This is a genomic window from Mycoplasma bradburyae (assembly GCF_024339025.1).
GTDB lineage: Bacteria > Bacillota_I > Bacilli_A > Mycoplasmatales > Mycoplasmoidaceae > Mycoplasmoides > Mycoplasmoides bradburyae.
This window is the reverse complement of record NZ_CP101415.1, coordinates 51631-74758: the sequence shown is the minus strand read 5'-3', so window position 1 is coordinate 74758 and position 23128 is coordinate 51631. Positions and strand designations below refer to the sequence as shown.

29 protein-coding genes and 2 pseudogenes are annotated in these 23128 nt (G+C 30.0%); 1 reads left to right on the top strand and 30 read right to left on the bottom strand.

The features are described 5' to 3' along the window. Nucleotides 1-268 precede the first annotated feature (268 nt). The 24 genes and pseudogenes from NMG77_RS00340 to rpsJ form a co-directional block, all read right to left on the bottom strand. Nucleotides 269-1234 (bottom strand): L-lactate dehydrogenase, encoded by a 966-nt coding sequence (locus NMG77_RS00340; protein WP_255034734.1) that lies wholly within the window; start codon nt 1232-1234, stop codon nt 269-271. A 165-nt stretch (nt 1235-1399) separates the two neighbouring features. Next, nucleotides 1400-2152 (bottom strand): type I methionyl aminopeptidase, encoded by a 753-nt coding sequence (map, locus tag NMG77_RS00335; protein ID WP_255034733.1) that lies wholly within the window; start codon nt 2150-2152, stop codon nt 1400-1402. Between the two features lie 4 nt (nt 2153-2156). Next, nucleotides 2157-2804, bottom strand: a complete 648-nt coding sequence (locus NMG77_RS00330) for a nucleoside monophosphate kinase (RefSeq protein ID WP_255034731.1) — start codon at nt 2802-2804, stop codon at nt 2157-2159. Further along, nucleotides 2798-4282, bottom strand: a complete 1485-nt coding sequence (secY, locus tag NMG77_RS00325; RefSeq protein ID WP_255034730.1) for a preprotein translocase subunit SecY — start codon at nt 4280-4282, stop codon at nt 2798-2800. The genes NMG77_RS00330 and secY overlap by 7 nt, the downstream gene beginning before the upstream one ends. An 11-nt stretch (nt 4283-4293) precedes the next feature. Beyond that, nucleotides 4294-4737, bottom strand: a complete 444-nt coding sequence (gene rplO, locus NMG77_RS00320) for a 50S ribosomal protein L15 (RefSeq protein ID WP_255034729.1) — start codon at nt 4735-4737, stop codon at nt 4294-4296. Nucleotides 4738-4752: 15 nt separating this feature from the next. Continuing rightward, the gene (rpsE, locus tag NMG77_RS00315) at nt 4753-5409 is read right to left on the bottom strand and encodes a 30S ribosomal protein S5 (RefSeq protein ID WP_255034728.1); all 657 of its coding nucleotides are present in this window, start codon (nt 5407-5409) and stop codon (nt 4753-4755) included. 13 nt (nt 5410-5422) lie between these two features. Beyond that, on the bottom strand, nt 5423-5782 hold the full coding sequence (rplR, locus tag NMG77_RS00310) for a 50S ribosomal protein L18 (protein WP_255034727.1): 360 nt from the start codon (nt 5780-5782) through the stop codon (nt 5423-5425). A gap of 6 nt (nt 5783-5788) precedes the next feature. Beyond that, nucleotides 5789-6340, bottom strand: a complete 552-nt coding sequence (gene rplF / locus NMG77_RS00305; protein WP_255034726.1) for a 50S ribosomal protein L6 — start codon at nt 6338-6340, stop codon at nt 5789-5791. A gap of 18 nt (nt 6341-6358) precedes the next feature. After that, complete coding sequence (gene rpsH / locus NMG77_RS00300) at nt 6359-6760, bottom strand: 30S ribosomal protein S8 (protein WP_255034725.1); 402 nt, start codon at nt 6758-6760, stop codon at nt 6359-6361. Between the two features lie 21 nt (nt 6761-6781). Beyond that, nucleotides 6782-6967 carry a type Z 30S ribosomal protein S14 gene (locus NMG77_RS00295; RefSeq protein ID WP_255034724.1) on the bottom strand — a complete coding sequence of 62 codons (186 nt, stop codon included), beginning with the start codon at nt 6965-6967 and terminating at the stop codon, nt 6782-6784. Continuing rightward, nucleotides 6960-7517 (bottom strand): 50S ribosomal protein L5, encoded by a 558-nt coding sequence (rplE, locus tag NMG77_RS00290; protein ID WP_255034723.1) that lies wholly within the window; start codon nt 7515-7517, stop codon nt 6960-6962. The genes NMG77_RS00295 and rplE overlap by 8 nt, the downstream gene beginning before the upstream one ends. Next, nucleotides 7517-7846 (bottom strand): 50S ribosomal protein L24, encoded by a 330-nt coding sequence (gene rplX, locus NMG77_RS00285; protein WP_255034721.1) that lies wholly within the window; start codon nt 7844-7846, stop codon nt 7517-7519. Before rplX ends, rplE begins: the two co-directional genes overlap by 1 nt. Before the next feature lie 9 nt (nt 7847-7855). Then, a complete protein-coding gene (rplN, locus tag NMG77_RS00280) occupies nt 7856-8230 on the bottom strand; it encodes a 50S ribosomal protein L14 (RefSeq protein WP_255034720.1) in 375 nt (124 codons plus the stop codon). Nucleotides 8231-8256: 26 nt separating this feature from the next. Further along, on the bottom strand, nt 8257-8514 hold the full coding sequence (rpsQ, locus tag NMG77_RS00275) for a 30S ribosomal protein S17 (protein ID WP_255034719.1): 258 nt from the start codon (nt 8512-8514) through the stop codon (nt 8257-8259). Nucleotides 8515-8519: 5 nt separating this feature from the next. Further along, nucleotides 8520-8972 (bottom strand): 50S ribosomal protein L29, encoded by a 453-nt coding sequence (gene rpmC / locus NMG77_RS00270; RefSeq protein WP_255034718.1) that lies wholly within the window; start codon nt 8970-8972, stop codon nt 8520-8522. Further along, complete coding sequence (gene rplP, locus NMG77_RS00265; RefSeq protein WP_255034717.1) at nt 8965-9387, bottom strand: 50S ribosomal protein L16; 423 nt, start codon at nt 9385-9387, stop codon at nt 8965-8967. The genes rpmC and rplP overlap by 8 nt, the downstream gene beginning before the upstream one ends. 105 nt (nt 9388-9492) lie before the next feature. Then, a pseudogene (gene rpsC, locus NMG77_RS00260) lies at nt 9493-10170 on the bottom strand (30S ribosomal protein S3); the annotation flags it as partial. Between the two features lie 107 nt (nt 10171-10277). Continuing rightward, a pseudogene (rplV, locus tag NMG77_RS00255) lies at nt 10278-10607 on the bottom strand (50S ribosomal protein L22); the annotation flags it as partial. 10 nt (nt 10608-10617) lie between these two features. Then, nucleotides 10618-10881 carry a 30S ribosomal protein S19 gene (gene rpsS / locus NMG77_RS00250; protein ID WP_255034714.1) on the bottom strand — a complete coding sequence of 88 codons (264 nt, stop codon included), beginning with the start codon at nt 10879-10881 and terminating at the stop codon, nt 10618-10620. Nucleotides 10882-10903: 22 nt separating this feature from the next. Continuing rightward, the gene (rplB, locus tag NMG77_RS00245) at nt 10904-11755 is read right to left on the bottom strand and encodes a 50S ribosomal protein L2 (RefSeq protein ID WP_255034713.1); all 852 of its coding nucleotides are present in this window, start codon (nt 11753-11755) and stop codon (nt 10904-10906) included. A 45-nt stretch (nt 11756-11800) separates the two neighbouring features. Continuing rightward, nucleotides 11801-12124 (bottom strand): 50S ribosomal protein L23, encoded by a 324-nt coding sequence (locus NMG77_RS00240; protein ID WP_255034712.1) that lies wholly within the window; start codon nt 12122-12124, stop codon nt 11801-11803. Between the two features lie 2 nt (nt 12125-12126). After that, on the bottom strand, nt 12127-12756 hold the full coding sequence (gene rplD, locus NMG77_RS00235; RefSeq protein ID WP_255034711.1) for a 50S ribosomal protein L4: 630 nt from the start codon (nt 12754-12756) through the stop codon (nt 12127-12129). Between the two features lie 38 nt (nt 12757-12794). Further along, nucleotides 12795-13493 (bottom strand): 50S ribosomal protein L3, encoded by a 699-nt coding sequence (gene rplC, locus NMG77_RS00230; RefSeq protein ID WP_255034710.1) that lies wholly within the window; start codon nt 13491-13493, stop codon nt 12795-12797. A gap of 26 nt (nt 13494-13519) precedes the next feature. After that, nucleotides 13520-13885: a 30S ribosomal protein S10 gene (gene rpsJ, locus NMG77_RS00225; protein ID WP_255034709.1), complete on the bottom strand. Its 366-nt coding sequence runs from the start codon at nt 13883-13885 to the stop codon at nt 13520-13522. 244 nt (nt 13886-14129) lie between these two features. Here rpsJ and NMG77_RS00220 point away from each other — a divergent pair, with 244 nt between their 5' ends. Then, nucleotides 14130-15026 carry a DUF5378 family protein gene (locus tag NMG77_RS00220; protein WP_255034708.1) on the top strand — a complete coding sequence of 299 codons (897 nt, stop codon included), beginning with the start codon at nt 14130-14132 and terminating at the stop codon, nt 15024-15026. 32 nt (nt 15027-15058) lie between these two features. Here the strand turns inward: NMG77_RS00220 and NMG77_RS00215 are convergent, their stop codons facing one another. The 6 genes from NMG77_RS00215 to NMG77_RS00190 all read right to left on the bottom strand — a co-directional run bounded on the left by NMG77_RS00215 (nt 15059) and on the right by NMG77_RS00190 (nt 22953). Then, the gene (locus NMG77_RS00215) at nt 15059-15745 is read right to left on the bottom strand and encodes a PhoU domain-containing protein (protein WP_255034707.1); all 687 of its coding nucleotides are present in this window, start codon (nt 15743-15745) and stop codon (nt 15059-15061) included. Between the two features lie 6 nt (nt 15746-15751). Further along, the gene (pstB, locus tag NMG77_RS00210) at nt 15752-16729 is read right to left on the bottom strand and encodes a phosphate ABC transporter ATP-binding protein PstB (RefSeq protein ID WP_255045863.1); all 978 of its coding nucleotides are present in this window, start codon (nt 16727-16729) and stop codon (nt 15752-15754) included. After that, nucleotides 16722-18677, bottom strand: coding sequence for a phosphate ABC transporter permease PstA (pstA, locus tag NMG77_RS00205; protein WP_255045862.1), 1956 nt, complete (start codon nt 18675-18677; stop codon nt 16722-16724). The genes pstB and pstA overlap by 8 nt, the downstream gene beginning before the upstream one ends. Beyond that, nucleotides 18677-19771 carry a substrate-binding domain-containing protein gene (locus NMG77_RS00200; protein ID WP_255045861.1) on the bottom strand — a complete coding sequence of 365 codons (1095 nt, stop codon included), beginning with the start codon at nt 19769-19771 and terminating at the stop codon, nt 18677-18679. The genes pstA and NMG77_RS00200 overlap by 1 nt, the downstream gene beginning before the upstream one ends. 109 nt (nt 19772-19880) lie before the next feature. After that, entirely contained in the window at nt 19881-21872 is a 1992-nt protein-coding gene (uvrB, locus tag NMG77_RS00195; protein ID WP_255034703.1) for an excinuclease ABC subunit UvrB, read from the bottom strand. A 112-nt stretch (nt 21873-21984) separates the two neighbouring features. Next, nucleotides 21985-22953 carry a DHH family phosphoesterase gene (locus NMG77_RS00190; protein ID WP_255045860.1) on the bottom strand — a complete coding sequence of 323 codons (969 nt, stop codon included), beginning with the start codon at nt 22951-22953 and terminating at the stop codon, nt 21985-21987. Nucleotides 22954-23128 lie beyond the last annotated feature (175 nt).

Sequence of the window (23128 nt, the reverse complement as noted above, 5' to 3'; positions counted from 1 at the left end):
TAATAATTTTATCAAACTTTTTAAGAATTGTCTATATTATTTTTATTTTATTTCTGTTTTTTCTCTATTTCTTATCAAAAATGTCAGATTTTAAAATATAATTATATTTTAATTAGCTAATACCGATAAATGAAACAATATAAAAACACGCGAAGTTCTCGCGTGTTTTATTAACGTGTTTTATTAAAAGAAGTATAAAATGTATAGAGTTTTTGTCGAAATTAACTGTTAATTTGGTTAAAAATTAACTAACTGAAAGGCTTTGTTATTATTTACCAATAATTTCAAGAGCGTCTTTAGTAACTTTTTCAATATTCAATGCACTCTTATCAAACGCTTCTTGTTCTTCTTTAGATAATTTAACTTTAGAATGAAGTTTTCATCCATGAGCTCCAATAATAGCTGGAACTGTGAAGTAAATACCAGGAGCTACATATTCATTATCCAATTGAACACCAACACCTAAAATTGTATTCATATCATAGATGTAAGCTCTTGTAATTAATGACATTGATTGAGCAATGCCGTAGTAAGTAGCTTTTTTGTACTTAATAATTTCGAAAGCTTCTTTAACTACTCTAGGGAAGATCTCTTTAACGTATTCTTCAGTAAGTTTTCCTTCAGCTATTAATTGACTTACAGGAACATTACCAACTCGCATAACTGATCAAGGAACAATAGCACCAGAACCATGTTCACCTACTACATAACCTTCAACTGAATCAGTATTAACACCTAAAGCTTCAGAAAGCATTTTTCTTGTTCTCATTGTTTCTAATAAACAACCAGTTGAAATAACTTTATGTGGATCGAAACCAGTAATTTTTTGATAGACACCAGTCATAACATCACAAGGGTTAGTAGGAATAATACTTAATCCTTTGAAATTAACTTTTTTAAGTTCCATACCGATATCGTTAAGAATTTTAACGTTTGAAGTCATTAATTGTAAACGGTCAGTAAATACTTCACCTTTCTCATTTGGAACAGTTGGAATTGATGCTGTAATAGCTACTACATCCGCATCTTTTAAATCTTCGTATGTACCAACTTTGAAAGTGCTTCCATTTTGACTTTTTAATGCTTTAGCATCACGTAAGTCTCGAACATGCCCTTCAGCTAATTTTTCATTTTTATCAACAAGAATGTATTCAGCTTGAACGCCTTGTTCTAATAAATCAGAAATATATGTAGATCCAACAAATCCACATCCGATTACACCAATTTTTTTCATATATTATGCATCTCCTGTATTTAGGTACTATGACTTAATTCTATGAAAATATTTTTTTCAAAATGATATTTAATGAAAAATTATTAAAATAATTTAATGTAAATATTTAAAAAATAATCTTAGAAAATAAATAAATTTATTTTTTTTAGTTTATAAGAAGGAACATTAAAGAGTAATAATTTCTGCTTTATCTTCAGTAATTAAAACCATATGTTCTCAATGACAAACGAACTGATTTTTTTTGACAGGTTTAACTGATCATTGATCAATTGGATCAATATAATACTTGTTATCCCTTTCAAAAAACATCGGTTCAATACATATCACCATTCCAGGCGAAAGTTTTGTACCTTTGTTTAAAGATCCATAATTTAAAATCATTGGATCTTCATGAATCTTAATCCCACAACCATGACCTCCGAAATCACGAATAACGCTATATCCGTGTTTTTTGGCATATTGTTCAGTTCAATAACCTAAATCACCTGTAGTAGTTTGGTTGGGAATAATTTTTTTAACTACTTCTAAAATACAATTATATGTAACTTCAGAAAGTAATTTTTGTCTTGGATTTACATCAGGACCTAGCACTGTAAAAGCTGAATCGCAATAATAATTATTTAATTCAATCCCGATATCAATTGTAAGTTTATCTTTGCTAGTAAAAATCTGATCATTAGCTACCCCATGAATAATTGTTTCATTTAAGGATAGGCAATGATAACCCTTAAAACCTAAATAACCATGATAGCAATTGTTTGCGTTTTTGCTAACCACAAAATCTTTTAACATTAAATCGATTTCTTTTAAAGATTTATTTTTTAGTTCTTCATAATCGAACTTCTTAACAATTTGTTTATAAATATCAGCGGTTTTTTTAATATTTTCGATTTCAATCTGGTTCTTTAGGTAAATCATTTAACTATTTTTTATTAACAATATTTAAAACAAGTTCGTACAATTCTTTTAAATCGGCATTAGCATCAATTGTGTACAATAAATTCTTGTTTTTATAGTACTCAATAACCGGTTTAGTTTGTTCGTTATAAACTTCGATTCGTTTTTTAACAACAGAAGCATCATCATCTTTTCGATGCAATAATTCAATTTTACAAACATCGCATTGGTTATCGACTTTTGGTTTAAACTCTTCTGAACTAATGTTGTAAATTCTCTTACATTCAGGACAAGATCTGCGCGAACTTAATCGATTAATAATGTATTCTCAATCAGTTGGTTCAAGTAATATTGCATGCGTGATTTGAACTACATCATTTAAATAATCACATTGATTTAATGTTCTTGGATAACCATCAAAAATAATTTTCTCTTGATCCTTATTTTTATTGTAAAAATCTTTAACAGTTTTGTTAGTTAGATCATCTGGAACATAAATTCCGTTGTTAATACAGTTTTTAATTTCCTTACCTAATTCACTGCTTTCATCTTTAGCATAAAGGCGAAATAAATCGCCGCTTGATATGTGAAAGAAATTGTGATTTTCTTTTAAGTAAGATGAGATGGTTCCTTTACCAGTGCCAGGGGCACCTAGAAATAATAGTCTTATCATAGTTGGCTAACCTCTAATGGATCATTAGAATCTTTCTTAACTTCAGCTTGTTTAGTTTGATCATTTAATCCATATTGATCATGATGTAAGTTGGGTTTGTTTGCGTAATCGTTTAATGATAATTCATTTTCAATTTTATTAGCAATATCTTTACGCAATCTTTGATACGAAGTCGTTGTAGCAGCTGAACGTAATGAACGATAAAGTTCCATGCTAGCAGAAACCATAATAATAATTCCAGTACCACCAAGCGACAATGTTGTAGGAACATGTAGCACTAATGAAATTATATAAGGAATTACTGCAACAACTGCTAAAAATGGCGCACCAATAAAATTGATTCTCATTAAAACTTTAGTGATGTGTTTTTCAGTATCAAGACCAGGTCTAACCCCAGGAATGAACTTATGTGACTTGTTAAAGTTTTGCGCTATTTGTTCTGGGTTGATTTGAATATAGCTATAGAAGAATGTAAATATAATAATTAAGAACACATATAAACTAATTCCAACTGGAGTTCTTAGTGATAAATAGTCTTCTACAAATCATCGACCTTCAGATTGTGGTTGGAACTCAGCAATCGTAATCGGAATCGACATAATTGATGATGCAAAAATTACAGGAATAACCCCAGCAGCATTTAGTTTAATTGGTAAGAACGGTAATTTTTCAGTCCCTAAAATCATACCTTCTCCCGTTTGTTGAATCGGAATTTTTCTGGTTGATGAATTTACAAATGTTACTGCTAATAACAATACTAAGAAGGCAATAAAATATAAACTGAAATTGATAGCTGCTGTTAACATCGGAGTAGTTGTAATAATTACACCACCTAATACGCGGTACATTACGATGAATCCGTCTGGTAATCTAGCAAGAATACCTGAAAGAATTAATAATGTAATCCCATTACCTACACCTTTTTTAGAAATAATATCTCCAATAAAGATTGAGATGTAAGTACCAGCAGTCATCGTGATAATATAAAATGCTTGGTGAGCTATATCATCATTATCGAATTTAATTTGACCGTTCTGTTGATTTTTAATTAATGCGATAATCGCAAAAGCTTGAACCACAGCAAAAGGTAAAGTTACAAAACGAGTAATTAATTCAATTCTTCGTCTTCCTAATTCACCTGATTTCGCTAATTTACTAAGTGGCGGAATTAAATCAGTCGATAACAACTGCATAATTATTTGGGCTGAAATATATGGAGATATTCCTACTGCAAATAATGACAATTGACTTAAACCACCTCCACCTAATAAGTTGAATAGATCAAAGAAGTCACTAACACCTGAATTGTTGTTATTTTTATCCTGCGAAATTGTAATTCCAGGAAGCGGAATTACACTGATAACTCTAAATAACAAAATCAAGAATAATGTGACAAAAACAGAGATTACAAAATCTCTGTTTTTGCACAATTTAATGATTTTTTGACCTAAAAGATTTTTTGAGTTACTTTTTACCATCTTTTAATAGCCTAGATTAGTTCAAAACTACCGCCAGCAGCTTGAATTGCTTTTTTAGCACCTTCAGAAATTTTATTGATTTTTAAATCAATTTTTTTCGAAATTTTGTTACCGATTACCTTAACAGGTTCATTAGTTTTAGAACTAATGATACCGTGTTTAACTAATACTTCACGGTTGATAGTTGTTTCTTCAAGTTTAGCTAACACATCAAGAGAAATTGCTAAAGTTTGCTTTCTGAATCCAACTGTTTTAAACCCGAATTTAGGTAAACGTCTATATAAAGGAGTTTGACCTCCTTCAAATCCTGGACGAGTGTGACCTGATTTACGAGCCTTTTGACCTTTTTGACCACGACCAGAAGTTTTACCTAAACCAGAACCGTGACCACGCCCAACAACTTTCGCTTTATGATTTCTTGATTTGGGAGTACTTTTTAACTCATGTAATTTCATTAATTTAACTCCTTATTATAATTCTTTAATTGATTTGTTTCTTAATTTAGCGATTTGTTTAGGTGTAAATTGAGATTTAATACCAGCAATTGTCGCTCTCACCATGTTGATTGGTGTGTTTTTACCTAAGTTTTTAGTATAAACATCAGTATATCCAGCAAGTTCTAATACAGCACGGATAGCACCACCAGCAATAATTCCAGTACCTGGAGGCGCAGGTTTAATTAAAACTTTAGAAGCACCTGCTTTACCAATTACTTCATGGAATAGAGTTCCGTGTTTGTTGATTGGAACTTTTTGAAGATTGTTTTGAGCTAGTTTTAACGCTTTTTTAATAGCATTTGGAACTTCTAATGCTTTAGCTGTTGCAAAACCGATACTACCCTTACGGTCAGCAACTAAAGCTAAAGCGCTGAAACGCATTGTTCTACCACCCTTAGTAGTTTTAGAAATTCTAGAGATTTTTACGATTTTTTCTTCGTATTCGCTCTTAGTTCTCTTTTCGTTTTTTCTCTTATTTCTTTCGTCAGAGTGTCTTGAAGAAGCTTTCTTGTTGCCTTGGTTGTTAGATCTATTGCTATTAGCTTTGTTAGCTTGTTGGTTAGCATTAGGTTTTTTAGCTTCACCGCTATTGTTTTTATTTGGTTTTTTAGTTTGTTTAATATCTTCCATAATTTTAATTATCCTAGAATTTTAAACCAGCTTTTCTTGCAGCGTCAGCAAGTGAAGCGATTCTTCCGTGGTATTTAGAACCACCGTGGTCGAAAGCAATCTTTTCAATTTTTAGCTTGAGAAGTTTATTCGCAATGTCAGTACCAACAATAGCTGCATTTTCTTTATTTCCGTTCGCTAAGTCTAAGCTAACAGAAGAACTTGAAGCAATAATTTTGTTTGTAGTGAAATCTCATACTTGAGCTGAAATGTGAGCATTAGATTTCACAACGATCATAACCGGACGATCGTTATCAATTTCGCGAACCTTTTTAATCACTCGTTTATGACGCATTTGACGTCTTTGGCTTCGGTTCATATTAACTTGTTTCATAAGTTATTATTTTTTCCCTTCTGCGGTTTTACCAGCTTTACGAATAATTTGTTCGTCAAGGTATAGAACACCTTTACCTTTATAAGGTTCTGGTTCTCTTCATTTACGAACTTGGATCGCAAATTCACCTACTTTTTCTTTATCAACTCCAGAGATAGTAATTTCAGTGTTTTTTTGAACATCGACTTTTAAATCTTTAGGAATTTCGATATCAATTGGGTGAGAGTAACCTAATTGTAAATTTAATACATTACCTTTTAAAGTTGCCTTATAACCTACACCGATTAAACGCAATTCTTTTTTGAAACCAACTGTTACACCGGTTATAGCATTAGTAATTAATGCGTTGTATGTACCGTGTAACATCTTAGTTTGTTTAATTTCGTTAGCACGAGTTAATTTAATGTTACCGTCTTTAATTTCAATATTAATACCACTATTTTGTGCTAACTTAAGATCTAATTGACCTAATGGACCTTTAAATGTTAATAGTTCTTTAGTTTGGTTAATATTAACATTAGCTGGAACTGTAATTATTCTGTTACCAATTCTTGACATAATTTATATTAACCCTTTCTATCAAACGTAAGCAAGAACTTCTCCACCAATTTTTTTCATTCTTGCTGTTTTGTCAGTCATTAAACCTTCGTTAGTAGAAACGATAGCAATACCTAAACCATTTAATACTCTAGGTAGTTTGTCAGCTGATACATAAATTCTTAAACCAGGTTTAGAAATTTGTTTAATACCGTTTAATGAGCTAACTCTGTGTTCGTCAAATTTTAATTTGATTTTTAAAATTGACTTTGTTTTTTCTTTGTTATCATAGATTTCATAACCACGAATGTAACCTTCGTTAAGCAAGATGTTTAAGATTGCAACTTTCAGTTTTGAAGCTTCAGTTTGTAACTCAACAATCTTAGCGCGGTTAGCATTGTTTATTTTAGTTATGATATCTGCTACTGGATCAAAATGCATATTTTTACTTAACCCCTGTTCCTATCATGATGCTTTTTTTACACCTGGTAAGCTTCCATTGTAAGCAAGGTGTCTAAAGCATAAACGACAAATACCAAATTTTCTATAAACAGCGTGAGGACGGCCGCAGCGTTTGCATCTACTGTATGCTCTTACTTTAAATTTAGCAGGACGTGATTGTTTAACTTTTAGTGATGTTTTAGCCATTTGCTTGTTCCTTATTCTTAATTAAAGGCATTCCTAATTCTAATAATAATCTGTAGTTTTGTTTACTATCATTAGTTGAAATTACCAAGGTTACATCGAATCCACGAATTTTTTTAACATTATCATAGATAATTTCTGGAAAGATAATTTGTTCTTTAATTCCTAAAGTGTAATTACCTTGACTATCAAAAGCTTTATTCGATAAACCTCTGAAGTCCCTTACACGAGGAAGAGCGATGTTGATTAATTTTTCTAAGAAGTTTCACATTCTTTCACCTCTTAGTGTAACTTTACAACCGATCGCTTGACCTTGTCTAATTTTGAATGAAGCGTTAGAAGAATGAGCCTTAGTAACTATTGGTTTTTGTCCGCTGATTGCTTGTAATTCAGATTGAGCTAATTCTAATAATTTAGCATCCTTAGTAGCATCACCAACACCCATGTTAATTACAATCTTTTCAATCTTTGGAACTTGCATTACTGATGAAAGTCCAAATTCTTTTTGTAATAATGGAACGATTTCTTTCTTATATTTAGTTTTTAAATTCATTATTGACCACCTACAAGATTATTTGTTTTGCGAGATAAACGCACTTTTTGGTTAGTTTTTGGATCAGTTCCATATTTAACTTTGGTAGGTTTTACCTCTTTAGCTTTAAGATCTAATAAAGCTAAATTAGATAAATGGATTGGAGCTTCTTTTTCAATCACACCACCTTTTTGATTTTGGGCGTTTTCTTTTGTGTGACGTTTAATCATATTCACGCCTTCAACTATAGCTCGTTGTTCTTTAGTAAAAACTTGTAACACAATACCTGTTTTTTGTTTATGTTTACCAGAAATTACAACAACTTTATCACCTTTTTTAATACGTTGCATCTTTAACTCCTATAACACTTCACTCGCTAAAGAAACGATACGGTTGAATCCTTTTTCCCGTAACTCACGAGCTACCGGTCCAAAGATACGTGTTCCTCTCGGAGTAAAATCTTCACGGTTTTTAATGATGACACAAGCATTATCATCAAATGAAAGATGAGTTCCGTCTCTTCTTTGAGCACCTTTTTTAGTTCTAACAACAACAGCAAATAAAACTTGTCCTTTTTTTACTGTGCCAGATGGAATCGCGTCTTTTACTGATACAACAACGATATCACCAACAGAAGCATATCTTCTTTTAGAACCGTTTAATACTTTAATTACTCCAACTTCACGTGCGCCGGTGTTATCAGCCACGTTCATTCTCGTCATAAACTGAATCATTAGTTCAAATTCTCCTGTTAATAATATTATTTAGCGCGTTCTAGAATTTTAGAAATTCTTCAACGTTTAGTTGCTGATAAAGGACGCGTTTCCATAATTAAAACTTTATCTCCAACTCCAGCTGCATTTTCACCTTCTTCGTTATGAACGTGATATTTCTTATGAGAAATTACCAGCTTGTGATAAAAAGGGTGTCGGTTTTTTGATTCAACCTTAACTGTAACAGTTTTTTGCATTTTATCACTGACAACAACACCCATTAAAACTTTTCTTGAATTACGCATTTAAATTATCCTTTTTTACTTGTTTTAGCTTTAACAATTTTTTTATTAGAACTTTTAACTGTTTCTGATTTTTTAGGTGTTGTTTTAACTTTTTTAGCTTTAGGTTCTGGTTTTGGTGCTGCTTTAACTTTTTCAGCATTAGCTAAACGCTTTTCTTTATTCTTCTTATCTCTTGCTGCTTTAAGTTCTTTAACTTTTTTAACTGCTTCTTGGATTTCTTTTTGCTTAGCTTGTTCTTTTGCAAAACTTGAAACCATTTGATTGACATTAATTTTAACGTTTCTTTCAGTTAGAATAGTTAGCACTCTTGCTAAAGTTAATCTAGTTTCTTTAATAATGTGAGTTTTGTCTAATTCACCTTGAGCTAATTTAAAACGATATTCTAATAAACGACCTTTTAATTGAGTAACTAATTGAGTTAGTTCTTCAGTGGTCTTTGCTCTTAATTCTTTATTCATTCTTAGCACCTTCTCTAGGAACAATTTTTCATGTAACACCAAGCTTGTGACCAGCTCTTGTTAAAGCTTCTTTCATTTGCGCTTCTGGAATGTTAGCAACTTCAAACATAACAGTTCCTTTTTTTACAACAGCCACTCAGAATTCAGGGTTACCTTTACCTGAACCCATTCTCACTTCTAGTGGTTTTTTAGTTTTTGACATATGTGGAAAAATTCTAATTCACATTTTTCCAGTTTTACCAAGGTGTTTTGAAATCGCAATACGCGCACTTTCAATTTGTCGTGAATCAATTCAAGCACCGCTAGTAGCCATAATGCCGTATTCACCAAAAGCAACATAAGAATTACCTTTAGCTTTTCCCTCATAACTTACATTATGAGGCTTTCTATATTTAGTTCTTTTAGGTTGTAACATGTTACTTTACTCCTTAGCAGGTTGATTTTGTTGTGTTTTTGGTTGTCTATTTCTTTGGTCTTTAGACTTGTTGAAGTTTCTTCTTCCGTGATTGTATTCACTACCTTTTGGTTTAATGATGTGAATTTGTTTTTTATAGAAATCTTTACCAAAGATTTCACCACGATTAATTCAAACTTTAACACCGATAACACCATAAGACATTTGAGCTTCTTCTAGCGCATAGTCAATATCAGCTCTTAAAGTAGAAAGTGTAACATTACCTTCGATATACATTTTGTCACGAGCAATTTCTACTCCGTTTAAACGACCAGATACTAATACTTTGATACCTTTTGCTCCAGCTTTAAGAACTCTTTTAAGCGCTTGACGCATTGCAGTTCTTAATGGTGTTCTGTTTTGAATTGCATCAGCTAATTCACGTGCTACAATCTTAGCACTTAAAGAAGGATTACCAACTTCAAGAACATCAACATCAACTTTAACATTTCTACCAACAATTTTATTAATTGCTAATACGATAGTTTTGATGTTAGCAGCTTCTTTCCCTAAAACGATACCAGGTTGAGAAGCATAGATGAACACACGGATATTAGCTTGAGTTCTTTCGATTTCGATATTAGAAATGAAAGCGCTGTGGAATTTTTTTAATAAATAGTTTCTGATTTTTTCATCTTGAACAATTCAGTCACCTGTTTGTTCATTAGTTCTAGCTATTCAGCGAGATTGTCAGTTTTTATTAATTCCAAATCTTAAACCGTTCGAGTTAACTTTTTGACCCATATTTATTTTTTATCTCCACTTAGTGATTGCTTTCTCTTAATTTGACCAGCAACACGTTTTTTAAGTCTATTTTTAATTGCTTCTACTTCTAATTTTCTTTCGTTAATGTCGTCTGATAATTTGATTACAAAGTTTGTTGATCGTTTTCTAATCATATCAGCCGAACCTTTAGCTCTCGGTAAGTTTCTCTTAAGAGTTGGACCTTGATTTGCTACTATTTCATAAACATATAGTTTATCAGCTAACATAGCATGGTTGTTAGTGGCATTAGCGATTACTGAATTAAGTAATTTTAAGATAATACGAGCACCTTTTTTATCAGTATTAACTAGGATATTTTGAGCTTCAATAATTGATTTATTTTTAATCAATTGACAAACTAATCTAGCTTTTTGAGGTGATATTCTTACTCTGTTTTGTCTTGCAATTGCAATCATATTCTATCTCCTATCTATTAGAGCTGTGTCCTTTAAATGTTCTTGTAGGAGAAAATTCACCTAACTTATGACCGATCATATCTTCAGTTACATAAACATTAATGAATTTTTTACCATTATGAACAGCAAAAGTGTGACCAACAAAATCCGGAAAAATAGTACTTCTTCTAGATCAAGTCTTGATTATTTTCTTTTGTTTTTGAGCATTCAAATCTTGAACTTTCTTTAATAAACTAGGTTCAATGAATGCACCTTTCTTAGAACTTCTTGACATTAATTAATGACCTTTCATTTTCCTATTTTGAGTTACGTCTACGAATTATTAAGTTAGTAGACGATTTCTTATTATTTCTTGTTTTAACACCCATGTGTCTTTTACCTCAAGGTGTTCTTGGAGCGTCGCGACCAACTGGACTACGACCTTCACCCCCACCGTGTGGGTGATCGTTAGGGTTCATAGCAGAACCACGAACAGTAGGGCGAATACCTTTATGTCTAGATGTACCCGCTTTTCCTAAAAGCACTAAGTTGTGATCAACATTTGATGCGATACCAACCACTGCTCTACAGTTCTTAAGGAATTTTCTAACTTCTTTAGAACCTAATTTAAGGTTAATATATTTACCTGTATCATCTTTACCTAAGATTTGAGCATAAGCACCAGCACTTCTAGCTATTTGACCACCTTTACCAGGAGTCATTTCAATGTTATGAACCATTGTACCTTCTGGAATATATTCTAAAGGCATACAGTTACCAAGCTTAATGTCGATTTGTTGTGAAGATGAAACGATTTTATCACCTACTTTAATTCCTTCAGGAGCTAAGATATATGATCTATAACCATTTTCATAAGCCACTAAAGAAATGAATGCACTTCTATTTGGATCGTATTCAATTGATTTAACTACAGCAACTTTGTCATCGTGTAGATTTCTCTTAAAGTCAATGATTCTGTATTTTCTTTTAGAACCACCACCTTTGTGTCTTACAGTAATTTTACCTTGGTTGTTTCTACCTGAGTTTTTCTTTTTATTACTTACTAAAGATTTTAATGGGCTTTGACTTGTTAAAACCTTTTTGTAATCGATCGAGATCTTATGATGAATACCACTGTTAGATCTATTTATTATCTTTTTTACTGGCATAACTGCTTATTATTTTTTTTCCTTAAATGCTTTGCGCCTGTTTAATTATTTTGAATTTGTTGATTCGTTGTTTTCTGGTTTTTCACCAGTAATTGCCACCTCAACTCCATACGGAACTGTGATGATAGCGATTTTTTCTAAACGAGAATAACCTGGATTTTGACTTCCTGTACGGATTCTTGCTGGTTTTTTAATTTTTGTATTAACAGCAGTTGGGGTTACTCCATAGATTGCTTTAAAAGCTTGTTTAATGTAATTTTTGTTAGCTTTTGGATTTACTAGAAAAGTGTATTTTTTAGGTTCTGACATCATAATGCCATAACTCTTTTCAGTAAGTACAGGTTTAATAAGAACGTCTGTAATTTGCATGATTAATTCAGCCTTTCAACTCAGTTTTTAATTGCGCTCTTTTGAGCTAATACACAATTAGCATCAATTAAGTCTCTCACTGAAACTTGGTTTCATAATTTGTATGAAACATTCGGTAAGTTAGCGCTTGATTTTTCAAGGTTTTCATTCTTTTCAAAAGCAACAATTAATACTTTTTTATTAATATTTAGTTCTTTTAATAATTTAACAATTGCTTTTGTGCTCGGTTTTTCCTGTTTAATTGAATCAACTAAACCTAAGAATTCTTGGTTATTAACTTTAGAAGTAATTGCTGATTTAAACGCTAATTCACTTACTTTTTTATTAACCTTAATTTTGTAATTTCTATTTGGTTTAGGACCAAACGCAATACCACCGCCTACATAGTGAGGGTTACGAATCGAACCTTGTCTAGCACGACCAGTGTGTTTTTGTTGGTAAGGTTTTCTACCACCACCGCTAACTTCACCTTTTTTAAGAGTTGAATGAGTCCCTTGAATTTGTGATAGATTTTCAGCAAGAATTGCATCAAAAATTGCTTGTTTATGAACTTCATTTACAAGAAGTTTTTGGTTTAAGTCGATTTCTTCTTGAAGTTTACCAGATAAATCGAATAATTTTATTTTAGACATAGTTTTTAAATTTCCTTAAATTTAAATTATTCTTATATTTATTTTGCAGCTTGTTCGCTTGCAACTTTATTCATTATTAAATTGTAAGAAATAACTTTATTTGGGTTTTTCTTTGAAGTTGAAATTCTTACTTTAGCGTAGTTAGGACCAGGGATGGCACCTGAAATCATTACTGTATTAACTTCTGGTAAAAATCCAACGATTGATAAGTTTTGAATTGTAACAAGTTCGTGACCATAGTGACCAGACATCTTTTTACCTTTCATAACTCTTTGAGCTTGAGACCCTCCACGACCAGCTTGAACTGAACCTTGAAATCTGTGAGGATATCCAGCACCGTGACCTTTAGAACCGATCTTAAAATTTCAACGCTTAATAGCACCAGTGAAACCACGGCCTTTAGTTTTAGCTTGAACATCGATTACTTGACCTTGTTGGAATAATTCTTCAACTTTTAGTAAGTCGCCAACATTGTGACCAGTCATTCCACGAATTTCTTCTAAGTTTTTGTAATTTTTAGAATTAGCTTTTTTAAATTGCCCTAATTCTGGTTTGTTTAAGTTTTTTTCGTGTGTTTCATTAAAACCTAATTGGATAGCATCATAACCATCTTTTTCTTTAGTTTTAACGCTAATTACTTGGTTAGGTTCAACTTTAACTAAAGTAACAGGGATCAGACGTCCGTTTTCTTCGAAAACCTGAGTCATTCCAACTTTTGTTCCGAAAATTCCTTTCATATATTATTTAACTCCTATCAAATTGTTTATAAGTAGATACGTAATTCAACTCCAGAAGGAATTACAAAACGTTTAAGTTTTTGAATAGTTTCATTCTTTAGTTGTTTAATAATTATTAAACGTTTGTGAGTTCTTCTTTCGAATTGTTCTCTTGAAGACTTATCAACGTGCGGAGAACGAATGATTGTAAATACTTCTTTTTTAGTTGGTAATGGAATTGGACCGTGAAGTTCTGATCCTGTTTCTTTTACAATCTCAAAAATCTTTTTAACTGATTGATCTAATAATCTACTATCATAAGATTTTAGTTTGATTCTGATCTCTTTAATATCTTTTTGTTTTTTTGATTCTTCACTTGAAGATTCGTTAGATTTTTCTTTTAATTCTGCCATTTGTTGTCCTTATATTATTTAATACAACGCTTATAAAAAGTTACCTGATACTTGACAACGCTTTTTAGTGTATCAGCAATCTTTTCAAAAGCTTAACTTCTAAATTATATCAAATAATTATTTTTAATCCATTGGAATTTTGAGATATTTTGTAAAAAACCTTTATAATATTAATCATTAGCTGAGTTTAGTTCTATCTAAACTAGATATCATTCAAACTATATTGATATAAATATATAAGAAAATGAAATTAGGATCTATATTAATGATTGTGGTAACTCTATGATTTTTATTAATCATATTTACCTCAAGATTCTTTAAAAGATTTGAAAATAATCGTTGATTTTGGTTTATAATCGGCGGCTTCATGTTCTTTTACATGCTGATAGCCAGACAAGTACAGTTTATAATTCCTAGCTGAAACGCGTCTGATGACGGAAGCACAATTGCTGTTTCAATTAGGCACTCAAGGTTATTGTTATTAGATATTTGTCCGTTCTTCTCAATATTTGCTGGCTTATGCTTAATGTTTATAAAGAACAAAAAAATTGTTAGATCTCTAGCTCCCATAGCATTATTTGGGGGTTTAATTACTTTATATGGAGAATTATTTAGGTTAGCTAATAGATATTCTGGTTTAGATGTTTATAGATTTATCTTTATAGGGTTCGATAACGATCAAATTTATTTCATGCTCCATGTAATGACAACATCAGTAGCTTTGATGCTTTTATGTTGAACAACAGAATGAAGTCCAAGAGATATCTTAAACCAATATTTATTTATGGCGATTTATGTAAGTTATATAATTGCTTGTACACAATTAGATCGCAAAGTGTTGGCTAACTCAAACGGTATCATTCCTACTGATTGATATCCTGGCGGAGAATACCAATCAGTAGCCAATATACTAAAAGTTCCTTTCCCTCAAGTTATCCCTGTAGGTGTTATGATCGCTTTAGTATCAATCAACATTATCTGAGGTATTCGTTACGGAATTCAGGAACTTAACAGAAAGATAATTCAACCTAAACTAGCTAATAAAAAACAATTTAAATTAGATATCAAATTACTAGTTAAAAATTTAAAATACTCTTATTTAAATTGAAGAAAAAACAATAATAAAAAAAGCGTTATTTAAAACGCTTTTTTTATTATCCTTAAATCATCTTTTTATATCTTTTTATCGAAGAAAAACGATGATTCTTTAATATATACAAAGTATTCAACAATATTAACTAAATGATCATTAATTCTTTCAATATATTTAATCATAAGAATCATATCAATTAGTAAATTTAATTGTAGCTCATCATCTGAATTTAAATCATATTGTTTAAACATTCTTAAGTATCTTTTATATTTAGATTCAAATTCTTGTTGACGAATATCAGCAAACTTATAAGTATCTTCTGCCTCGTTTTGTTTTAAATGTTCGATAACATCTTTATAATTTTTAATTACATCTTGTTGCAAATCAATTACTATATCTAATTTTTTGTTTGATATATTGTCATTATTATTTAAGAATTTAGCGACATTATTAGCATAATCGCATATTCTTTCAATGTCGTTAGAAGATGAAATTATAGCAATAATAAATCTAAGATGTGATGCTTGTGGTTGTTCTTTAGATATAATCCAGGTTGAATCATCTAATAAATCAGCTTGCTTGATATTTGAAATCTTTTCCATCTTAAAGATTTCTTTAACAACTTCTTTGTAATCTTCACCGTTTCGATATTTATTTAAGGCTATTAATAATTTTTCGTGGATAGCTATACCATGATCGATATATTCATAGAACTTATTAATTAATTCTTGCTCTGAATACTTCAAAGATTTGTAATTTCTTGACATATAATCTTATCCAATCCTTCCATTAATATAGTCTTTTGTTTTATCGTTTTTAGGCTGTGTAAAAATTTGTTTTGTTGTTCCTTGTTCAAGAACATTACCCTCATAAAAAAAGATTGTTTCATCGCTAACTCTTTGCGCTTGAGCCATTGAGTGAGTTACGATAACAATTGAATAGCTTTTTTTAAGTTTATGAATCAACTGTTCAATTTTATTAGTTGCTATTGGATCTAACGCTGATGTCGGTTCATCCATTAATAAAACTTCTGGTTTTAAAGCGATAGCTCTAGCAATCGATAATCTTTGCTGTTGACCGCCCGATAAGCCGTGTGCTGATTGAGATAAAATATCCTTAACATCATCTCATAAAGCAGCACCTTCTAATGATTCTTTAACAATTTGATCGATTTCTTCTTTATTTTTTATTCCGTGTGATTTTAATGCGTAAGCAATATTTTCATAGATCGATAAAGAAAATGGCGTTGGTTTTTGAAAAACCATTCCTACATTAGATCTTAATTCTAATTCTGGTAATGTTTTTGAATATATGTTTTTAGATAAGAAAAAAATACTACCAGTTTTGATAACACCGTCAGTTAAATCATGCATTCTATTTAAAGAACGGATAAAACTAGATTTACCACATCCAGATGGTCCGATTAATGCTGTCACTTTGTTTTTCTTGATATTTAAATTAATATCTTTTAATGCATGTTTGCTACCATTTGAATATCAAAGATTATAGTTATCAACTTCAAATATATTATCAAAATTATAATCGTCTTTAAAGTGTATTAAATTAGGATCTTTATTTTTATATAAAATTTTATATTTTTTAATATTAGCGGTAATTTCGCTTAATTTTGAACGATCGTTTAGTTTTAATATTTCTTTTTTCTCTAAAATTAAAGACTTAATTTTTTCTTTGTATTGAACTTTCTTTTGAAGGTACAATTCTTTAGTTTTTAGATCTATTTTCTTACGCATTATTTAACCTTTTCTTATTCTTTTTCCTTGATTTTAAATTGTCTATTCAGATCATCAGTTTATATTTATTTTTAAAGATATAAGGAATGAGTAGATTGCTAATAATGATAAATATAAATATTAACAATATTGACATAAAGGCGGATTCAAACATAATATTTTGTGCATTAGCTTTTGTTGAAAATAGTTGACTATAAATTCTTACTGTTAATGTTTGCCCTCATAAACCTAAACTGAAGTGATTAGATGATGATAAACCTGCAGTTATATATAAAGGTGCGGTCTCTGCTAGTATTCTTGAAATAGTAAGAATTATGCTGCTTAATATATCTTCTGTTACTTGCGGAAGAATAATTTTTAATATTGTTTGTGATCTTGAGATACCTAAAGCATATGACGCTTCTCTTATCGAATTAGGAACGGATGATAGTGCTTGTTGTAACATTCTAATAAATGAAGGTATTATAACAAGAGATATTGTAAGAATTCCAGCGAAAATCGAATTCGAACTCTTACCACCAATTGCTAGTCCTAATGTTTGAATAAAGAAGGTTAAACCAAAAATACCAAATAATATTGATGGTGTGGAACCTAAAGCATCAATGAAGAATAAAATAATTCTTTTAACTTTTTTGTTTTTTGCATATTCATTAATATAAATAGCTACAAATAAGGATACAGGGAATGAAATCAATATTCCAAAAAATATTATTACTAAGGTATTTATTGTAGCTCTACCTGTAGAGTTAGCTTCGAATGAAGTTATGGTTTGTTCTGGACTAAATATAGCGATAAACCCGTGATAGAAAGTATAAATAATTATTCAAACAATGAAACTAATACAAATACCTATACATAAAAACTCTATAGCTAATTTTCATCCATCATAAATTTTTATTTTAATGTTGTTCTTATGTAATTTAAAAAAACTATCCCATCTTTTGTTTAGGCTTATGAAGTAAATAAATGATTTACTTATTCTATAAGGGATAAATAAAATAACATTAGCTAAAAAGGTTTCAATTTTTATGACTCATGGGTATTTCTTTTTGGTTGAACTTCGATTAATAAATAAAACAAAAATGTTAATTATTATCGTAAAAATGAATAAAACTATACCAAATAGATATAAAACACTCCTAAGATTTTCTGAACCATTTTCAGCAAAAAAGTTATATGAAATTATTGCTCCAATTGTTTTAAGACCTGATTGAATAAATTCACTAAAATTTGAATTACTTATTATGTTGTAATTTTGAGATGTTAATATGAAATTTAATGCCATTGATTCACTAATGGCTCTAGATAAAGCTGTTAACAACGATACATAAATACCGTTTTTTGCTTCTTTCTTAAAAATTTTATAAATTGATTTGGTTTTAGTTGTACCTAATGCTATAGATGCTGATAATAAATTTATATCAACACTTTCCAACGAATTATAGCTCATCGCCACTATCGTAGGAATAATCATAAATGTAAGCATTATTATAGCAGTTATTAGGTTTCAAGATGTTTTTGTTTTAAAAATAAATTGAACTAAAAAACCTAAAGAATTTGCGGCAAAAAGACCAAAAACCACTGAAGGAATACCAGCAAGAATATTGATAATTATTCTGAATATTTTAGTTAATTTTTTCTTTAGCCTAAATTTTATAAAAATGGCTGTATTAATGCCGATAGGAGAAGCTATTAATAACGATAAAAATGTAACAAATAATGTAACGCTTAGCGGAGCTCAAACACCGGCTTTTTCTTGAACTAGATTAAAATCAAGTTTAAAAATACTTGATCCGTATGATTGTCATCCAGGGATAGATTTATAAAATATAAATGAAAAAATTCCAACAAAAATAAAAGCAAATAATCAAGCAGTTGTAAACGCAATAATTTGAAATGTTTTGCTTCTAATATTCTTAAATTGATTAAATTTAAATGTATCTGTCATTAGAACTCAACCCCAAACCTAATAGGATTAAAAGAATAATCACTTGTTCAAAATAAATCTTCATTAGCATCTAACAATTCATTTATAGTTTTATTTTTAAGAGATTTATCAATCAAAAACATTTGTTTGATTTCATTATCAGATAGATGTATTAAACCTTGACTTTTATATACTTCATCTACCTTTTCTTTTATAGAATAATTTGAAGAAAACACGGTAAATTTGATAAATTCTTTAATTGATTTTAATTTTTCCTCATTATTATTTTTTAATGAAAAAACAATGTTATAAGGTCTAGTTCATTTATACGATGAATCTCTTACCGATTCTATAGTAGGAGTAACAACTTTATCGTTTATTTTATAGTTAAGAACTTCAAATCCATCCTTATGAATTGCATCTATATTATTAAGAATAAACCCTAAAGATAGATATGTCATAGAACCTACTTTTCTAGCATTTGTCTTAAAAAAATTATAGGTTTCAACATTCGATTCACCTGTAGTAATCGTATTTGACCCATAATCTATTAACCCTTTTAAGGTCTCAAAAGTAGTTTTATCAAGTTCATTATCTTTTATCAAACCTGAATTATGCAAAAAAGCTTCAGCAGTCCCTGAAACAGATGCTGCTCCAGATCTAGCAAACGGTATAACGCTAAAATCTTCTTTAATATTATTTCCAAAGTAAAAGTTTGATAAAGATACATTATTGTGTCCAGCAAATGCTTCATATATTTTCGATATATTATTAGCATCTACATAAAAGTTTTTTGCATCTAAATTATCAGGTTTTTTGTATATTATTGCGATTGCGTCTTTAGCAAGTGTTACAGTTTTTATTTCTTTTTCTTTTCAATCTTTAGAAAGCTTTTTACTAGATAAAACTTGTTCTCTAGGACTTCTAGAAACATTCCCTATATTTGCGGTATCATCTAGAACGCTTGTTATTCCCGATGTAGATCCACCTGCTTGTACTGATATTTCAACTGGTTCATACTTAGCATATAATGCCGATAATGCATCGATAAAAGGTTGAACCGATGATGAACCCCTTGTATTAATAACAACAAAATTTAATGAACAAGAACTCATTAAATAAGATAGTGAAACAACTGAAAAAAATACCGATATTTTCTTCCTAATAAGAGGTTTCATTTTTAGTTATAATTCCATAAGGAATTTTAACAAAAAACAATATTATTTATTTATTATTCTTATTTAATTGATTTGTTTCTAATTCAATAATTAAGTCTCTAAGACTTGCTGCTTCTTCATAGTTCTGATTTTTCGCAGCTTCTAGCATATCTTTTCGCAATTCATCAATCATTTTAATGAATTTATCACCCTTAGCTTTAGTTTTACGAATTGTTTCTTCAATTTGTTTGTGAGATGCTTTGTTTTTTAAATCATCATATATAGGTTTAACAATAGTTTTAGGTGTGATTTTATGTTTTTTATTAAATTCTATTTGAATTTCTCTTCTTCTATTAGTTTCATCTATTGCTATCTTCATAGCATTAGTCATTTCATCGGCATACATAATAACACGACCGTTTTCATTTCTTGCTGCTCTACCTATTGTTTGAATTAAAGCTTTATCACTTCTAAAATAACCAGGTTTATCTGCATCAAAAATACAAACTAAAGAAACTTCAGGAATATCTAATCCTTCACGCAACAAGTTAATCCCGATAACACAATCGTATTTTCCTCTTCTAAGATCGTTAAGAATTAATGATCTTTCTAGTGTTTTTAATTCGTTATGAATATAAGCACACTTAAAATTACGTTCTTTTAAATATTCCGTTAAATCTTCAGCCATCTTAATTGTCGTAACAGTTATAAATGTTCGTTCATTTTTGCTTTTTTGGTTTCTTAATTCATTCATTAAATCAGTAATTTGATCCAGTCTTGAACGAACTTCAATTGTTGGATCTAATAATCCAGTAGGTCTAACAATTTGTTCAATAATTTCATTATCAGATAATTCTATTTCTTCTTGATTTGGTGTAGCTGAAACAAAAATTACTTGGTCAGCTTTAGAACTAAATTCGTCATAATTTAATGGTCGATTTTCTAAGGCTGAAGGAAGTCTAAATCCATATTCAACTAATGTTGTTTTTCTAGATTTATCAGTATTATACATCCCTTTTACTTGAGGGACTGAAATATGGGATTCATCGATCACCATTAATCAATCATCACCAAAAAAATCAAATAGAGTTCAAGGCGTTGAACCTTTTTCTCTTAATTCTAAATGGAATGCATAGTTTTCTATTCCATTACAAAAACCGAATTCTTTAATTGAGTCTATATCATGTTCTGTTCTTTGTTCTATTCTTTGAGCTTCAATTAATTTTTGATCTTTCTTAAATTCTTGAATTCTAAACATTAATTCGTCTTGAATTCTTTTGATTGCAGTATCTCTTCTATCAAAATTAAGAATGTATTCATTAGCAGGACCTAGAACATAGGAATTGTATTTCTCAATAACTGTTGAATCTACAGGATGAATTTTAGCAATTTCTTCTAATTCATCACCAAAGAAACTTAATCTAATTACATGATCATTTACATAACCAGGGAATATCTCAACGACATCGCCTCTAACTCTAAATGTTCCTGGTGATCTTGCATCAGGGTTATATACATAATTTAAACGAACTAAATTTTCTTTAAGATCACCTATTTTTACCGTATTATTTACTTTTAAAATGATTCGGTAAAGATCAAAATCTGCTGGGTTAGCAGCAGGATAAATACAAGCAACCGAAGCAACCACAATTACATCATTTCTGGTTGTCAATGAATTCAACGAGGCGAGCCGCAACATTTCAATTTCATCATTTGTAACTGAACTTTTTTCAATATACATATCTGATCTAGGAATGTATGCTTCAGGTTGATAAAAATCAAAGTATGAAACGAAATATTCAACTGCATTATTAGGGAATAGTTCTTTAAATTCTAAATATAATTGCGCAGCTAAAGTTTTATTATGAGCTAGTATTAGTGTCTTTTTTTGTGTTTTTTCAATTACATTGGCGATTGTAAAAGTTTTTCCTGTTCCTGTTGCACCTAATAGTGTTTGATATTTTTTCTTGTTTTTAACACCTTCAACTAGTTTTTTAATTGCTTCTGGTTGATGACCGGCAGGTTTATTTTTTGAAACTAATTTAAATTTCTTTTCCACGTTTCGATATTTTAATTTTCTTTATTAAGAACTAAAAAATATTATAAATTACCGTTATTTTTTACGTAAATTAAGTAAATAAAAATGATAAGCAAAACGCTTATCATTTGTTTTATTTAACTAAAAATTCTTTTATTTGATCCGAACAATCATTAACAACTTTTTCGATATTTTCCTTACCTTCAATGATAGCTCCAGAAGCCATTTCGTGACCTCCTCCACCTCATTTAACAGCTACTGTTCTCACTGAAGGTCCATTAGATCTAAATTCTATTCTTCATTTTTGATCATCTTCTTCAATAAAGAATAATCAAACTCTAAAGTTTTCAATGTTAGCTAACATATTCACTCTAGCACATTCTTGCGATGTTCTATTAAGTTCTTTTTGAATTTCTTTAGAACATACAAAATAAATTACATCATCTTTTGTTTGATAGTTAGCATAAACATATTGTTGAAATTTCATATCTTTAAGCGTAACTTTTGTCAGATTTTGATTGATATAAAAGATATCGGCTTGAGCATCTGCTAGAAAACCTGCTAAACGATATGTTCTAGCAGAAGTGTTCTTAAATAAAAATCTACCAGAGTCAGTATAAATCCCTAAATATAAATATCCTGCTGCTTTAGGCGTTACTTTTCATTTAGCGGTGTATGCTATATCAGCTACCTGTTCAGCTGCAGCAATATAACTAGAATCAACAAAGAATGCTTTAGCATCTAAATCATCTTCATTTGGATGGTGGTCAATTCTTAATACAGCATCAAAAAGATTGTCATCTAATAATTGTCTTGATTCGATACGATCTTTGAAGTTAGCATCAACAACAATTCCTAAAACTTTTTTATCATTAAATCATTCTGTACTAATATTATCGTGATTCATTTCTAAAAAAGGAAAACTATCTTTTTTATCACCAACTGCTTTTACAGTTTTATCAGGATAATTTGTTTGAATTAATTCTTTTAAACCAAATTGAGATCCTAAACAATCTCCATCTGGTCTAATATGGTGAAAAATAACAATATGTTCGTATTTTTCAATAATTTTTACTGCTTGTTCTATATTACCTTTAATCATATTTTTTACCTATAAATTTATTATCAAAAAGTTCCATTTTGGAGCGCTGAAATTATTATATACACAGCACCATAAACACATAATCCAACAAATAGAATACCTACTAAAAAAGTAATTATTAATAACAAAAGCTTAATCTTGGATGTGCCTTGTTTTCAAAAATTTAAGATTTTTT